This is a genomic window from Pseudomonas neuropathica, from assembly GCF_051174785.1.
GTDB classification, from domain to species: domain Bacteria; phylum Pseudomonadota; class Gammaproteobacteria; order Pseudomonadales; family Pseudomonadaceae; genus Aquipseudomonas; species Aquipseudomonas neuropathica_A.
Genome location: NZ_CP195111.1, coordinates 354,652 through 368,583, shown reverse-complemented (window position 1 = coordinate 368,583; position 13,932 = coordinate 354,652). Strand labels below are relative to the sequence as shown.

The window sequence follows — 13,932 nt, the reverse complement described above, 5'->3', positions numbered from 1 at the left end:
AATCGACGCAATTTTCTGCTTGGCACGTTGGGGCTGGGCGCATTGTTGGTGGGCGTCGGCGCGTGGTTGCGGCCGGGAGACCACGGCGCGCCGTACAGCGATTATTTCCGTGCACTGAACAAAGAATTGAAGGACAACGGGCCAATGCGCCCGGTGCTGTTGATCGATCTCGATCGCCTCGATCACAACATCGATGTGGTGATGCAGTCGGTCAAGCGCGGCGGCAAGCAATTGCGTTTGGTCGAGAAATCACTGCCTGCCCCGGGATTGTTGAGCTACATCGCCCAACGTGCCGGAACGCAGAAGCTGATGTCGTTCCATCAGCCGTTTCTCAATCACGATGCGCTGACGTTTCCACAGTCGGATATTTTGCTTGGCAAGCCATTACCGTTACGTTCGGCAGCGCTGTTCTACCAAACCCACAAAGGCCCGTTTGATCCCGCGAAGCAACTGCAATGGCTGCTCGACGGGCCGCAGCGTTTGCAGCAATACCTCGCGCTAGCTCAGGATTTAGGCACACGGATGCGCATCAACATCGAACTGGACGTCGGCCTGCATCGCGGCGGCGTCAGTGATGTGAATGTGTTGGGCCAAATGCTCACGCTGATCAGCGCCAACCCGCAGCATCTGGAATTTGCCGGCTTCATGGGTTACGACCCGTTCGTGGGCATGGGCGTGCCGGGGATTCTCGGCTCACCGGAGGAACTGTTCGCGAAGGTCATGGTGATTTATCAGCGCTGCGTCGATTTCACCCGGCAGCAGTTTCCCACGTTGTGGCATGACGGCTTGTGCCTGAACACTGCCGGAAGTCCGAGTTATCGCATTCATGAAAACGAGAAACTCAGCAGCGAGGTTTCGGTGGGCACGGCGATGCTAAAACCGACGCACTATGATTTGCCATCGCTGACCGAGCATGTGCCTGCGACTTATATCGCCACGCCCGTATTGAAAAGCACTGGCGCGGTGAATATCCCGGCGCTGGATGACAAGTCGAAGCTGTTTTCGTGGTGGGATCAGAACCAGCGCCAGACGTATTTCACCTACGGTGGCAACTGGATGGCCGAGTTCGAATCGCCGCCCGGATTACAAAGCAACAGTGTCTATGGCCGCAGTTCGAATCAGGAGATGGTTAATGGCTCCAGTGCCGTTGGCCTGACAGTCGAAGACCAGGTCTTCTTGCGCCCGACCCAGACCGAAGCCGTACTCCTGCAATTCGGTGATCTGCTGGCCGTGCGCAACGGCAAGATCGTCGACACCTGGCCGGTGTATACCTAACTTTGAGCAACTCAGACTCCGTCGGCCCTCACGGAGCAAAAGCTCGCGAGGGCGCCCGTTGTCACGCAACTGCTACGCATCTTTAATAGTGGCTATCATAAAATTTGGCTTGCTTTCATGAGGGGATAGTTCTTGCGAAGGGCCATCAGAGTAAAAAAACTCAGAGAGCATGGTGATGAGCGAACCAAGTAGTAGATAACCAAAAAGAACTTGAAAGATTACTAAAATCTGTGCAACCCAGCTATCTCCAGCATGCATGTCTCCAAAGCCAAGCGTCGTCATTGTGACGATGGAAAAGTAAATGCTTTTAATAAGGTCGTGGTGTTTTAGTCCGGTTATTATCTGTGGGAAAACTAAGTAAATCAGCGCGAAAAAAAGCGTCAAGGTTGCGAACGATGTCAAGACTCTAATGGGCGAATGTCCGTAGTTCGAGAGACTCCAGAAAAATTTAGTAATTGTTCGAAGCGGAAGTTTTTTATTTTTGTACCAGTCGTTCCAGTTGTGCCTCCGGTTGCAGTATCGCAGCGTTTGTCTGAGCCCTTGGCTGAAGTTGGCAGATTCGAAGCTAACGGTTCGAAAGTCGGTTTTGTTGGATACCTGATAATTTTCAAAGTAAGTTCCACTATTGAGCTTTGCCTCCCGAAAATCTGTACCACATAAATTGCTCCTGCCTGGAATAAGGAGGAAAGCGCCGTTGAAGCGAGCCCCAGTAAGGTCTGCTCTGTAAAAGCTAGCTTCATACAAATCTGATGCGTTAATGTGAGCATCCTTAAAAGAGGCATAGTTAAGGATTGCTTGGTTAAAATTTGTCATTGTTATTTCTGCTTCGGTGAAACGTGCTCTTGTCAAGTCGGCATTGCTGAATGAAGAGAGCTCAATTGATGCTTGTTCGAAAGTGGCCTCAAATAGTTTTGCACCGGAAAAATCTGCGCCCTGAATTGAGGAGTTGTTAAAATTTGCATCATGCAAATCCATCAGTTCACCTCCCGGTGTGTGGAAGCTAGCCCCTTTAAGATTCCACCCGGAAAAATCGCCCCCGCGCAATCTAATGATTGTAGTAGTTGTTTTTACAAATTTGTTCCATTGCTCAAAATTTTCGGATTCTGAGCATTTTTTAAGAAGTTCGTAGTGTTCTTGGTTAAGCTCTATGGCCATGATTCCATTCCTGGTGGGTAAGGTGTTTCTTTTCTATAATTCTGTGTTGATATGAGTGGCTGGTTGAAATCAAAAAAACAAAACTAAGTTTGAGCAGTGTGCTGAAAAGCGCGATTGTTATTGGCTTACCAGCACTCAACACAATTTTCCAAGCGGTACTCACTTTGGTGCCGGTAGCCACTTGAAGGGCTCAATGTTTTTTTGCTCGTTGCACCGTGGCGATCTCCGATACATCGCACAGTACCTTGCTCCTAAGCGGACGGACAACTTTATGAAGGGCACACGTCTTCCGTAATGAAGCTTTTATGACAAAAGTTCGGTAGCACATCGCCAGTCCGGTCATGCCTATGTAACGCGCTTGAGGGGCCCTACGGGGCGCTTTTCACAAGCCGAGGCGGGACGCCGGGAGTGAGGCAATGGGGACTATGGAACGCTACTCGAAAGTGGGCATGCAGGAACTCGATCAACGCCTGTCGAAGATCGTCGAAGCCGCGCGCAAAAAGCCGGTTTCGGTGTATCGCTACGGCGCGCCGTGGGTCTGGATCGTCTCGCAGGATGATTGGCAGGGCGCCTTGAAAGAGGTGTCGAGCTACATTCCGCCGGGCCATTCGCTGGTGTTGCTGCGCCCGCAGATCGACGACTTGCTCGATGCCCACCGCGACCTCCTGCACGACCTCAATGCCGAGCCGGGCATGCTGATCCCCGCGCAAACGGTGATGTACATCCTGCTCCTGCAACTGCTGTATTCAGTGCCCAGCGAGCAGCAGCTTTACGAACAACTCAATTACAACCTGCTGTTCCGCTGGTTCGTCGGCCTCGGTCTGAACCAGAAAGTCTGGAGCTTCAACGCCCTCAGTCGCGACATCGCCACGTTGCTCAACGAGCCTCGTGCGGTGCTGCTCATTCAAAAAATCATCGGCGAAGTGTTCTGCGGCGCGTTGCTGCAAATGCCCGAGTTCTCGCTGAACTTCGCGCTCTTGCACACGTGGCTGGGCAAACACGCCTGCGCCCCGCACGTCAGCAACTAACAGCGGCAACACACAAGGCGCCGAGGCGCCAACAGGTCATCGCGAATTCAGGGGGTAGTGTGGAACCGATTTTCAAGTCACGGCTGGCGCTGTGGGGCTGGCTGCTGGTGACGGCGGGCGTGCAGCCGGCATTGGCCGAGGAGGCCGCCAACAACGCGGCGGCGCAGCGTCTGGTCGACGTCAACGAATACTTCGTGCGCGGCAACACCGTGCTCGACGCGCGAGCGATTGAAGAAGCGGTGTACCCGTTCCTCGGCCCGCAAAAAGCCCTCAGTGACATCGAAGGTGCGCGCGACGCGTTGCAGAAGGCCTATCAGCAACGCGGCTATCAATCAGTGTTCGTCGAGCTGCCCGAGCAAGCCGTGGCCGACGGCATCGTCTACCTGCAAGTCAGTGAAACCAAGGTCGGCCGGGTGCGTGTGGTCGGCGCCAAACACTATTCGCCGCTGGACATCCGCGACAACGTCCCGGCGCTGAAGGAAGGCGAGGTGCCGGACTTCGCCAAGGTCCAGGGCGAACTCGCACAGCTCAACAAGACGCCGGGCCGGCAAGTGATGCCGCTGGTGCGCGAAGGTCAGCGCCCCGGCACCATGGACGTCGATTTGCAGGTCGAAGACCAGAACCCGTGGACCGCCAGTGTCGGTCTCAACAACGACTACAGCGCCGACACGGAAAAGCTGCGCACTGTCACCAGCCTCGGCTACAACAACCTCTGGCAACTCGGCCATAGCGTCAACCTGACGTTCTTCACTGCGCCGCAGGAAACCGATAACGCCAAGGTTTGGTCCGGCTCCTACACCGCGCCGCTGACCGATCGCTGGAGCGTGCAGTTCTCCGGTTACCAGTCCGACAGCAACGTCGCCACCATCGGCGGCAGCAACGTGCTCGGCAAGGGCCACAGCTACGGTGTGTCGGCGATCTACACGCTGCCCTCCAGCGGCAACTGGTCGAATTCGCTGTCGGCCGGCATCGACTTCAAGGACTTCGACGAACGCCTGACCCTGTCGGGCGAGAGCGACAAGGTCCCACTGCAATACGCGCCGTTCACCTTCGCTTACAACGGCTATCGCTACACCGAGAAGAGCCAGCTCGGCCTCGGCCTGAGCCTGGTCGCCGCCACTCGCAGCATTTTCGGCTACGGCAGCTCCGACGAAGATTTCGACTACAAACGCTACCGCGCCAAACCGAGTTTCGCCGTGCTCAAGGGCGACACCAATTACACCTGGACCTTCGACAGCGATTGGCAGAGCGCAAGCAAAGCAGCGTTCCAACTCGCGTCCGGGCCGCTGGTTTCCAACGAGCAATTCTCCGCCGGTGGCGCCACTTCAGTCCGCGGATATCTGGCTGCTGAACGTACCGGCGATGACGGCTTGCTGCTCAGCCAGGAAGTGCGCACGCCGTCACTGGCCAAGTACGCCGGCACGTGGATGCAGGACTGGCGCTTCTATGCCTTTGCCGAAGGCGCGCAACTGTATCTGCGCGACGAACTGCCGGATCAGGACGCCAATTACGCCCTGGCCAGCGTCGGCCTCGGCACCCGCGCCAGCCTGAGCAAATGGCTGTCCGGCAGCCTCGACTGGGGCTACCCGCTACTCGAAGGGCCGAACACCTCGAAACAGGAATCGCGCCTGCACTTCAACCTTCAAGCCACTTTCTGACAAGGAGCACGTTCATGCAGCGCCTCTTCCTTTCGTTGTTGATCTGCCTGGGCTTCGTGCTCCCGGCCACGGCTCAGGCCTGGTGGCAGGACGACTGGCACTACCGCAAACAGATTGCCGTCGACACGACGCCGCAGGGCGCGGCGATCAATCAGGCCCTCGGCCGCACCGCGTTACTGGTGCGCCTGCACACCGGCAATTTCACCTTCGATGGGGTGAAAGAAGACGGCTCTGACCTGCGCTTTGTCGCCGCCGATGACAAAACCGTGCTCAACCACCAGATCGAAAGTTTCGACGCGCTGATGGGCATGGCGCTGATCTGGGTCGATGTGCCGAATGTCGAGGGTGGTCAGCGCCAGGACATCTGGATGTATTACGGCAATCAAAAGGCCCCGGCGACCGGCAACGGCCAACTGACCTTCGATCCGAATTACACCGCGCTGTATCACTTCGACGGCGCCACCGGCACCCCGGCCAAAGACACCACCGCTTACGGCAACACCGCGCAAAGCGCGACCGGTGCGGCGATTGACGGTGTAGTAGGGCGCGCGTTGCAGTTCAGCGGCCAGCCGTTGTTGCTGCCGGCCAGTCCTTCGTTGCAACACAACGCTGGCAGTGCGTTCACCTTCAGTGCCTGGCTGCGTCTGGATCAGGCCAGTAGCGAGCAATTGATTCTCGCTCGTCGTGAAGGCGCGAACAGTCTGCTGGTCGGTGCCAACCAAGGTGTGCCGTTTGTAGAAATCGATGGCCAACGCGCTGTCGCCACGCAAGCGCTGAATCCGGGCCAGTGGCAGCACGTTGCGCTGACCGCTGAAGGTTCCAAAGTGACCCTGTTCATCAACGGTCGCGAAGCTGCCACGCTCGCCCAGGCGATGCCGGCCTTCAACTCGGTCATGGCCATCGGTGCCGATCTGCACGAAGGGCCGTTCCAGCCGTTCGTGGGCGCCATTGACGAGTTGCGCCTATCGAAAGTCGCCCGTGCCGCGCCGCTGTTGCTGGCCGACGCTACCTCGCAAGGTGCCGAATCAAAACTGGTCGCTTACGGTGTCGACGAAGAACAGTCCGGTTTCGGCTTCGGCAGTCTCGGCTTCCTGCTCAACGCGGTGCCAATCGACGCCTGGGTGATAATCGCCGTGCTGGTGCTGATGATGTTCCAGTCGTGGATCATCATGCTGCGCAAGAACCGCAGCCTCAGCCGCGTCAGCGCTGCCAACGAAGACTTCCGCGTGCAGTTCGCCAAGGTCGGCACGCGTCTGGAGATGTTCGCCGACGACGCGCAACTCGCCCAGCGCTTGCAGCATTCGTCGCTGTGGCGCCTGTATCTGGTGGCGGTTAAAGAGATCCGCACCCGCCGCGAGCAGGGCGCCGATACCTCGTCGGTTTCAGCGGCGACCATCGAAGCAATCCGCTGCTCCATGGACGGCGTGCGCACCCGCGAAAACCAGCAGCTCAGCTCGAAGCTCTCGACCCTGTCCAACGCCATCGCCGGCGGCCCGTACATCGGCCTGCTCGGCACGGTGCTGGGGATCATGGTGGTGTTCCTCGGCACAGCGATGGCCGGCGACGTCAACATCAACGCCATTGCTCCCGGTATGGCCGCCGCGTTGTTGGCCACGGCGATGGGTCTGTTCGTCGCGATCCCGGCGCTGTTTGGCTACAACCGCCTGATCACCCGCAACAAGGAAGTCAGCGCCGACATGCGCGTGTTCGTCGACGAGTTCATCACCCGTCTGGCGGAGATGCACGGCGAGAGCCAGTTCAGTGAGGCATCGCATCAGCGCGGCCATCACGCCAACCACTCCGTACCGGCCTGAGGAGCACTGACATGGCGTCCGTAAATGCCTCCCACGACGATGATGAAGATGCAGCGGTGGACAGCATCAACATCACCCCGCTGGTCGACGTGCTGATGGTGGTGCTGGTGATGTTCATCCTCACTGCCACCGCGCAGGTTTCCGGGATCCAGATCAACCTGCCTAAGGCCAGCGCCTCCGTGTCGCTGTCCGAGGCCAAGACCAAGGCGATTTCGGTCAACGACGGCGGGCAGGTGTTCCTCGACGCCTATCCGGTGACCCTGGCCGAGCTGGAAGAACGCCTGCGCATCGAGAAGGCGCAGAGCCCGGATTTCCCGGTGATCGTGCGCGGCGACGCGACGGTGCAGTACCAGAAAGTCATCGAAGTGCTGGATCTTCTGCGCCGGCTCGAACTGTCCCAGGTCGGTCTCGTCACCGGCAAACCGAGTCAGGGCTGAGTCATGACCGCACAACTACCGATCGAGCCGCTGCCGGTGAAAAACCCAGCGCTGCGTTATGCGAAGTGGGGCACCGGATTGCTCATCGGCGCGCTCGCCGCGTGGTTCCTGTGGCAGTGGGCCAACGACATGAGCGGCATCCGCCGCGAAGCGCCGAAGGTGCCGACGATCATTCCGTTGCCGCCACCGCCACCTCCGCCGCCGGAAAAACCGCCAGAACCAGAAACTCCGGTGGAAGAAAAGGTCGTCGAGCCAGAGCCAACGCCCGAGCCAGAAGAGGTCAAGCCCGAGGAAGAAGCGCCGCCATCCCCGGCGGACGATCTGGCCAACCCGATGCAAATGGACGGTGATGCGCAGTCCGGCAACGACGCTTTCAACATCGGCGCGGGCAAGGGCGGCGGCATGGCCGGTGCCGGTGGCGGGCGTTTGGGCACGGGGACGTACAGCCAATTCCTGGCGTTCACCTTCCAGCGCTTGCTGCGCGAGAACCCCGAGCTGCGCAACCTCGCGTTTTCGTTGCAGGCCGATGTCTGGCTGAGCAGCGTCGGCGAGATCACCCGCGTCGAGCTGATCAAGTCCAGCGGTAACCCCGAAATCGATACCCAGGTGTTGGCGGCACTGCGCGGTGCACCGGCCCTCAGCGAACGGCCACCGGCCTCCATCACATTGCCTGTGCGCCTGTCCCTGCAAGGGCGGCGTCCGGGTTAATTCATTTTTTTACGCTTTGCCAAAAGGAGTTGTGTGCAGATGATTTCCAATGTGAATCGATTGTCCCTGGCGGTCGGCATGGTCATTGCGACCCTGGTCGGCCAGGCCGCGGCAGCGCCTGCGCCCTCGGAGAACGCCACGATCAATCTGATCCGCTTGCTGGTCGAGCAGGGCATTCTGAAGCAGGACAAGGCTGACGCACTGATTGCTCAGGCGCAGAACGAAGCGGCGCAGGCCAAGCAGGCCGCAGCGTCTACCGCAGTCGCGGCCGGGCCGGTCGCTGCGCCGGGCGATGTCCGTGTGCAATACGTGCCAGCCGCCGTGCGCGACCAGATCCGTGATCAGGTCAAAGCCGAAGTCATGGCCACTGCCAAACAGGAAAACTGGGCCGCGCCCAACAGCTTCCCGGAATGGGCTGCGCGCATCAGTTTCGACGGCGACATTCGCCTGCGCAATGAATCGCGCTACTACTCGGACAGCAACAGCAACGAGATCGTCGACTTCGCCAAGCTCAACAACAACGGCCCGTACGACGTAAACCCCAACAGCAGCACCAGTCTGCCGCCGCTGCTCAACACCCGCGAAGACCGCACCAACCAGTTCCGCATCCGTGCGCGACTGGGCATGAAAGCGGAGATCTCGCCGCAGTGGACCGCCGGCATCCGCATCGGTACCGGTTCGGACAACAACCCGGTGTCGACCACGCAAAACCTCGGCGGCGGTTTCGCCAAAAAGGACATCTGGCTCGATCAGGGCTACCTGAACTGGAAGCCTACGGATGAACTGACACTGACTGGCGGTCGCTTTGCCAACCCGTTCATGTCCACCGACATGCTCTATTCCAACGACTTGAACTTCGACGGTGTAGCAGCGATTTTCGACCACAAACTCAATCGCGATTGGGGCGTGTTCGGCACCGTCGGCGCGTTCCCGGTGGATTACACCAACGACACCGCCAGCAGCAACGGCTTCGACAAGGAAGAGAGCGACAACAAGTGGCTGTACGGCGCGCAGATCGGCGCCAAATGGGCGATCAACAGCAACAACCGTTTGAAAGGTGCGCTGGCGTACTACCGCTTCGATGACATTCAAGGCCAGCGCTCCAGCCCTTGCGAACCGTGGGCCGGCGCGCCGGGCTGTGACGGCGACGGCAGCCGCGCGGCGTTCATGCAGAAGGGCAACAGCGTATTCCTGCTGCGCGACATCACGCCGAACCCGCTTAACCCGACCACCACGCCGCAGCCGCAATTCGTTGGCCTTGCTTCGGAATTCAATCTGCTTGATCTGAACATGGTCTGGGATGCCGACTTGCCAGAAGACTTCAAACTGCGCAGCCAGGGCAACTACATCCACAACCTCGCGTACGACGAAGGCGACATGCGCAAGCGTTCGGCCGGGCAGATCGTCAACAACCTCGACAGCAACGGCGACATCGAAAGCGGCGCCAACGCGTGGATGGTGCAGTTCACCCTCGGTAGCGCACTGGACCTGAAAAAGCAGGGCGACTGGAACATGTTCGCTGGCTACAAATACATCCAGCCCGACGCTTTGCCTGACGGTTTCAACGACTCGTCGTTCCACCTCGGCGGCACCAACGCCAAGGGTTATTTCATCGGCGGCAACTACGGTCTGGCGAAGAACGTTTACGCGACCGGTCGCTGGATGAGCACCGAAGCGGTGTACGGCGCACCGTTCGACATCGACGTCTTGCAGCTTGAGATCAACACGCGCTTCTAAGGCGCCGGGAGAGGGTTATGAAAACGCGATTTGTGTTGCTCGGGCTCGGGCTGTTGATCGCCACCGGGGCCAGTGCCGAAGGCATGGAAGAACGCTTGCGCACGCAATTGCGCAGCACCACACAGCAACTGCAGGCCCTGCAAAGTCAGCAAGCCCAGGCCAGCGCCGCGCAACTGGCGGCGCAGAACGAAGCGAAGGCTGCGCAGGCGCAAATCAAGCAATTGAGTGCCGAACTGGCCAAGGCCAAAGGCGTCGCTGAGCAACTGGCCGGGCAGCAACAGAGCCTGCACAGCCAGGCGCAGGCGCAAGTGGCGGCCAGCGCCGAACAGACCGGCAAGTTCAAAAAGGCCTATGACGAGTTGCTGGTCATGGCCCGTGCCAAAGAGGCAGAACGGTCTAAGCTTCAAGCGCAATTGGCTGAACGTGACACACAAGTGCAGCAATGTTCAGTCAAGAATCAGCAGATGTACGGCGTCGCCAAACAGATCCTCACTGCCTACGAAAACATCGACGTGGCCGAGGTGATGAAGATCCGCCAGCCCTTCGCGGGCAGCGCCCGGGTCAAGTTCGATGAACTGGCTCAGGGGTTTGGTGACGAGCTCTACAAGACTCAATTCGACGCGCCGCAAGCCGCGCTCTCGCACTGATTTAAAAGACTGATAAACAAGGAAGAAACAATGACTCAATTAATCAGCCACGTATCGCCAAAATCCCTGACCGAAGTCCTGCAAGCGGCCGGTTATCGCGTCAACGAAACCGAGCAGAACGGCATCGTCCAGTTGCTCAGCGCCAGCCAGGGCATCGGTTACGCCGTGCGTTTTGGTAATCCGGCGGTGGAGCAGGGCAGCTACGTCGATTTCACGTTCAGCTGTGCGCTGCGCGTGCAGGGTGAGTTGCCACAGGGTGTGGCCGAGCAGTGGAACGCCAGCCGTCGTTTTGCCCGGTTGTCGTTGCAGGGCGAGTTTCTGGTGATGGAAATGGACGTGGTGGTGGCGGCAGGTGTGAGCAACGAGCACCTGCGCGGCAACCTCGAATTGTGGGATCGCCTGCTGCAGGAGTTCATCGTTTATCTGCGTGATTTCACTCAGGCCGCACAAGCATCTACCGCGAAAGTCGCCGTGGCCGAGCAAGAGGAAGTCGCGCTGTGAAAAAGCCTGCCATGGTGATCAGCGCTGCGGCAGTGGCGCTGTTGGTGGTGGCCGTGGCGCTGGTGGTGCGGCCGGGCAGTGACCCGGTCGCCGCCCAGCAATCGTCGTCTGTGGCGGCGGTTGCTGCGGGGCCGGCGGTGGCGCGGTTGGGTAATCAGCAGGTTTCGCCCGAGGAATTGCAGGCATTGCTGGCGACAGTTCCACCGGAAACCCGCGAGCAATTGCGCGGTAATCGTGAAGCGCTGGAACGCTGGATTCGCACGCGTCTGGCGGAAAAAGCCGTGCTCGAACAGGCCGACGCTCAAGGTTGGGCGCAGCGCCCCGAGGTTGCGCGGCAGACCCGGGCGGCGACTGAACAGATTGTCTTCCGTGATTACTTGCGTTCGGTCAGCCAGGTGCCGGCGGATTATCCGAGTGCGGCTGAATTGCAGCAGGCTTATGACGCCGGCAAGGCGAGTTGGCAGACACCGGCGCTGTATCGGGTCAGTCAGATTTTCCTTGGGGTGAATGATCCGCAGAGTCTTGAATCGGTGCGCAAGCAGGCGCTCGAACTGAGCAAGAAAGCCCAAGCGACGCCGGCAGAATTTGCTGCTTTGGCGACTCAATATTCGCAGGATCGCGTCACCGCTGAACGCGGTGGCGATAGCGGTCTGCAACCGTTGCAGCAACTCGTCCCGGAAGTGCGTGGCGCCGTGGCGCGGCTCAAGGTCGGCGCGGTTTCCGATCCCGTTCAAAGCGCCGCCGGGTTCCACGTGATCAAACTCACCGAGCAACAACCAGCACGTCTGGCGACCCTCGACGAACTGCGTGATCAACTGACCCAGGCCTTGCGTGCGCAACGCCAGGAGCAGATTGCCCAGGCGTATCTGGACGGCATGCTCAATACCGCGACACTCAGCATCGACGGTGCCGAACTCAACAAAGTCCTAGAGGAAAAACACTGATTTCACCTCCACCACAACCCCTGTGGGAGCGAGCCTGCTCGCGAAAGCGTCTGCACATTCAACATGTTCGGTGACTGACGCACCGCTTTCGCGAGCAGGCTCGCTCCCACAGGGATCTATGGTGCACTTAAGACAAACACAAAGATCGACAGGGAGTCATCGATGTCATTCACCGAACCCGCAGGACGACAGGGCAACCCCGATTACCACTGGCCACATGACCACAGCGAACCGTGGCTCGCACATGCCGCGACCATCGACGGCGACGTCGCCCAATACTTCCTGGTCAGCGCCCGCTGCGGCTGCTTCATGCAAGCCGCGCGCAGCCTCAACGTGCGCTCGACCTTGCTGCGCAAGCAACTGGCACAGCTCGAACAAGAACTGCAACACACCCTGTTCAGCTTCCAGGGCAGCGCCCTGAGCCTGACCCGTGAAGGCCAGCAACTGCAGGCCAAACTCATAGCGCTGGCCAACGAACGCAAACTGCCGGTGATCGAGCAACCATTGATCCGCCTCGCTGTCGCCGAATCGATCCTCCACGACATCCTCGGCCGCGACCTCATCGCACTGCTGCGCCGCAACGCCAGCGTACGCCTGGAAATCATCGCGCTGGACAGCGAACTGTCCCTGCGCGCGGTCAGCGCCGACGTCGTCCTCTGGCTGGCCAACGGCGAAACCCCACACCCCGGCCCGACCTTCGCCACCAGCGCACCGCAAGCGCTGGCACGCCTTGACTATCTGCCGCACATCGCCAAACGCTACTCCCGCGTCACTGCGCGCCCGGACACCCCCGATGACCTCGCCGATTTCATGCTGGTGCAATGGCAACACGACCGCCAGATCGACAGCTTCCGGCCATGGAATGACCTGGTCGAACAGCGGTTGGCCGGCGTGGTGCAAATGCAGTCTTATGAATTGATGCTGGAGATGATTCGCTGCAGCGCGTGCATCGGGTTGTTGCCGGCGTATATGAGCCGGTTTGATCGAGGCCTGATCGCACTGCCCGGGTTATTCGAGGAACCCATGCAGTTGCAGGCGTGGCTGGCGGTCAACGCGGACTCACAAAATATCAGCGAAGTCCAAACCCTGACCGACCTCATCCACCACACCTTCAACGAACGCCACGAATGGTTCCAGCCCTGAATACAATTCCTGTGGGAGCGAGCCTGCTCGCGAAAGCAATCTGACATTCAACTTCTCTGTTGCCTGACACACCGCTTTCGCGAGCAAGGGAATCGTTATTCCCGGATCAGACGCGCAAACGAATCTGCCGCCCCAACACATCCATCACATCACAACCATCACGCAGCAACATCGCCGCCGCGTGCGCCAGTTGCTGCACGTCGGCGCCTTTGGCCGAGGAAATATCCAGACTGGCGAGGCTTTCCATCATTTGCGTTACTGCGAGAAAGCGGCTGGCGGCGCTGCTGTGCAACACGTCTAGCGGCGCTTCAGTGGAAACGAGGAGGACCGGAATGCTGTCCTCGTTGTGCGTCATCGAAATGTGCGAGCTCATACGTCACCCCGGGCCTGCGCGGCGTGCACACGAGCGATGGCGGCCAGCATCAGTGCGCGGGCATTGGCAAGCATTTGCTGACTGGCCCAGCGCATCGAGCTGCTGTGTTCCGGGCGAGCGACGCTAGGGGCTTGGTGGGCGAGGGTTTCGGCGCAGTTGAGGTAGACGGCCGCGTGTTCGAGGGCGTCGAGGAGGGATATGTCGGGTCGGACGTTGAAAGGGTGGTGAGCAACCTGGTCGCAGGGAGTCGAGGTTGTGGTTGTGTGCTTCATAAGTGAGGTATCTCTTTCAGAGCTAAAGAGAGCTGCCACTTGATCGCCGTCAAACGAATGGGTGGCAACTGTGTGCAGGTTGACGGACCGGTCCTCACAAACCCGGCGCATCCGAAGATGCCCCACACACAGTCACCATATGCAATGACCGGGCACAAAAGTGCACGAGCAGAGAAAGGCTATGCGCGTAGTGAGGAAGTCCAGGCCGTCAAACCCGATCACGAATGAGTCGTGACAGGC

14 protein-coding genes are annotated in these 13,932 nt (G+C 59.3%); 11 read left to right on the top strand and 3 right to left on the bottom strand.

The genetic code is table 11. The features are described 5' to 3' along the window. Positions 1-66 precede the first annotated feature (66 nt). A complete protein-coding gene (locus ACRRSD_RS01630; RefSeq protein ID WP_435038565.1) occupies positions 67-1,275 on the top strand; it encodes a DSD1 family PLP-dependent enzyme in 1,209 nt (402 codons plus the stop codon). A gap of 72 nt (positions 1,276-1,347) precedes the next feature. On the opposite strand, the gene ACRRSD_RS01625 is transcribed toward ACRRSD_RS01630, so the two are convergent. Continuing rightward, positions 1,348-2,430, bottom strand: a complete 1,083-nt coding sequence (locus ACRRSD_RS01625) for a pentapeptide repeat-containing protein (protein WP_435036827.1) — start codon at positions 2,428-2,430, stop codon at positions 1,348-1,350. Positions 2,431-2,846: 416 nt separating this feature from the next. On the opposite strand from ACRRSD_RS01625, the gene ACRRSD_RS01620 reads away from it, so the two are divergent. The 10 genes from ACRRSD_RS01620 to ACRRSD_RS01575 all read left to right on the top strand — a co-directional run bounded on the left by ACRRSD_RS01620 (position 2,847) and on the right by ACRRSD_RS01575 (position 13,047). Further along, a complete protein-coding gene (locus ACRRSD_RS01620; RefSeq protein ID WP_435036826.1) occupies positions 2,847-3,458 on the top strand; it encodes a transposase in 612 nt (203 codons plus the stop codon). 59 nt (positions 3,459-3,517) lie between these two features. Next, positions 3,518-5,116, top strand: coding sequence for a ShlB/FhaC/HecB family hemolysin secretion/activation protein (locus ACRRSD_RS01615; protein ID WP_435036825.1), 1,599 nt, complete (start codon positions 3,518-3,520; stop codon positions 5,114-5,116). Positions 5,117-5,130: 14 nt separating this feature from the next. After that, the gene (locus ACRRSD_RS01610; RefSeq protein WP_435036824.1) at positions 5,131-6,930 is read left to right on the top strand and encodes a DUF2341 domain-containing protein; all 1,800 of its coding nucleotides are present in this window, start codon (positions 5,131-5,133) and stop codon (positions 6,928-6,930) included. Positions 6,931-6,941: 11 nt separating this feature from the next. Then, positions 6,942-7,367: an ExbD/TolR family protein gene (locus ACRRSD_RS01605; protein ID WP_007915482.1), complete on the top strand. Its 426-nt coding sequence runs from the start codon at positions 6,942-6,944 to the stop codon at positions 7,365-7,367. Positions 7,368-7,370: 3 nt separating this feature from the next. Beyond that, positions 7,371-8,075, top strand: a complete 705-nt coding sequence (locus ACRRSD_RS01600; RefSeq protein WP_435036823.1) for an energy transducer TonB family protein — start codon at positions 7,371-7,373, stop codon at positions 8,073-8,075. Between the two features lie 39 nt (positions 8,076-8,114). Further along, positions 8,115-9,812, top strand: coding sequence for a putative porin (locus ACRRSD_RS01595; RefSeq protein WP_435036822.1), 1,698 nt, complete (start codon positions 8,115-8,117; stop codon positions 9,810-9,812). Positions 9,813-9,829: 17 nt separating this feature from the next. Further along, entirely contained in the window at positions 9,830-10,459 is a 630-nt protein-coding gene (locus ACRRSD_RS01590) for a DNA repair protein (protein ID WP_212621929.1), read from the top strand. 30 nt (positions 10,460-10,489) lie between these two features. After that, complete coding sequence (locus ACRRSD_RS01585) at positions 10,490-10,960, top strand: YbjN domain-containing protein (protein WP_435036821.1); 471 nt, start codon at positions 10,490-10,492, stop codon at positions 10,958-10,960. Beyond that, the gene (locus tag ACRRSD_RS01580; RefSeq protein WP_435036820.1) at positions 10,957-11,904 is read left to right on the top strand and encodes a peptidylprolyl isomerase; all 948 of its coding nucleotides are present in this window, start codon (positions 10,957-10,959) and stop codon (positions 11,902-11,904) included. The genes ACRRSD_RS01585 and ACRRSD_RS01580 overlap by 4 nt, the downstream gene beginning before the upstream one ends. A 162-nt stretch (positions 11,905-12,066) precedes the next feature. After that, positions 12,067-13,047, top strand: a complete 981-nt coding sequence (locus ACRRSD_RS01575; RefSeq protein ID WP_435036819.1) for a LysR family transcriptional regulator — start codon at positions 12,067-12,069, stop codon at positions 13,045-13,047. A 106-nt stretch (positions 13,048-13,153) separates the two neighbouring features. On the opposite strand, the gene ACRRSD_RS01570 is transcribed toward ACRRSD_RS01575, so the two are convergent. Further along, the gene (locus ACRRSD_RS01570) at positions 13,154-13,420 is read right to left on the bottom strand and encodes a hypothetical protein (RefSeq protein ID WP_038363058.1); all 267 of its coding nucleotides are present in this window, start codon (positions 13,418-13,420) and stop codon (positions 13,154-13,156) included. Continuing rightward, a complete protein-coding gene (locus ACRRSD_RS01565; protein WP_242207970.1) occupies positions 13,417-13,692 on the bottom strand; it encodes a DUF3077 domain-containing protein in 276 nt (91 codons plus the stop codon). Before ACRRSD_RS01565 ends, ACRRSD_RS01570 begins: the two co-directional genes overlap by 4 nt. Positions 13,693-13,932 lie beyond the last annotated feature (240 nt).

Excerpts from the sequence above, each read along its gene's own strand:
- ACRRSD_RS01585 (WP_435036821.1), top strand. The coding sequence starts at position 10,490 with ATGACTCAATTAATCAGCCACGTATCGCCAAAATCCCTGACCGAAGTC.
- ACRRSD_RS01605 (WP_007915482.1), top strand. The coding sequence starts at position 6,942 with ATGGCGTCCGTAAATGCCTCCCACGACGATGATGAAGATGCAGCGGTG.
- ACRRSD_RS01625 (WP_435036827.1), bottom strand. The coding sequence starts at position 2,430 with ATGGCCATAGAGCTTAACCAAGAACACTACGAACTTCTTAAAAAATGC.
- ACRRSD_RS01620 (WP_435036826.1), top strand. The coding sequence starts at position 2,847 with ATGGGGACTATGGAACGCTACTCGAAAGTGGGCATGCAGGAACTCGAT.
- ACRRSD_RS01565 (WP_242207970.1), bottom strand. The coding sequence starts at position 13,692 with ATGAAGCACACAACCACAACCTCGACTCCCTGCGACCAGGTTGCTCAC.
- ACRRSD_RS01575 (WP_435036819.1), top strand. The coding sequence starts at position 12,067 with ATGTCATTCACCGAACCCGCAGGACGACAGGGCAACCCCGATTACCAC.
- ACRRSD_RS01570 (WP_038363058.1), bottom strand. The coding sequence starts at position 13,420 with ATGAGCTCGCACATTTCGATGACGCACAACGAGGACAGCATTCCGGTC.
- ACRRSD_RS01610 (WP_435036824.1), top strand. The coding sequence starts at position 5,131 with ATGCAGCGCCTCTTCCTTTCGTTGTTGATCTGCCTGGGCTTCGTGCTC.
- ACRRSD_RS01595 (WP_435036822.1), top strand. The coding sequence starts at position 8,115 with ATGATTTCCAATGTGAATCGATTGTCCCTGGCGGTCGGCATGGTCATT.
- ACRRSD_RS01590 (WP_212621929.1), top strand. The coding sequence starts at position 9,830 with ATGAAAACGCGATTTGTGTTGCTCGGGCTCGGGCTGTTGATCGCCACC.
- ACRRSD_RS01600 (WP_435036823.1), top strand. The coding sequence starts at position 7,371 with ATGACCGCACAACTACCGATCGAGCCGCTGCCGGTGAAAAACCCAGCG.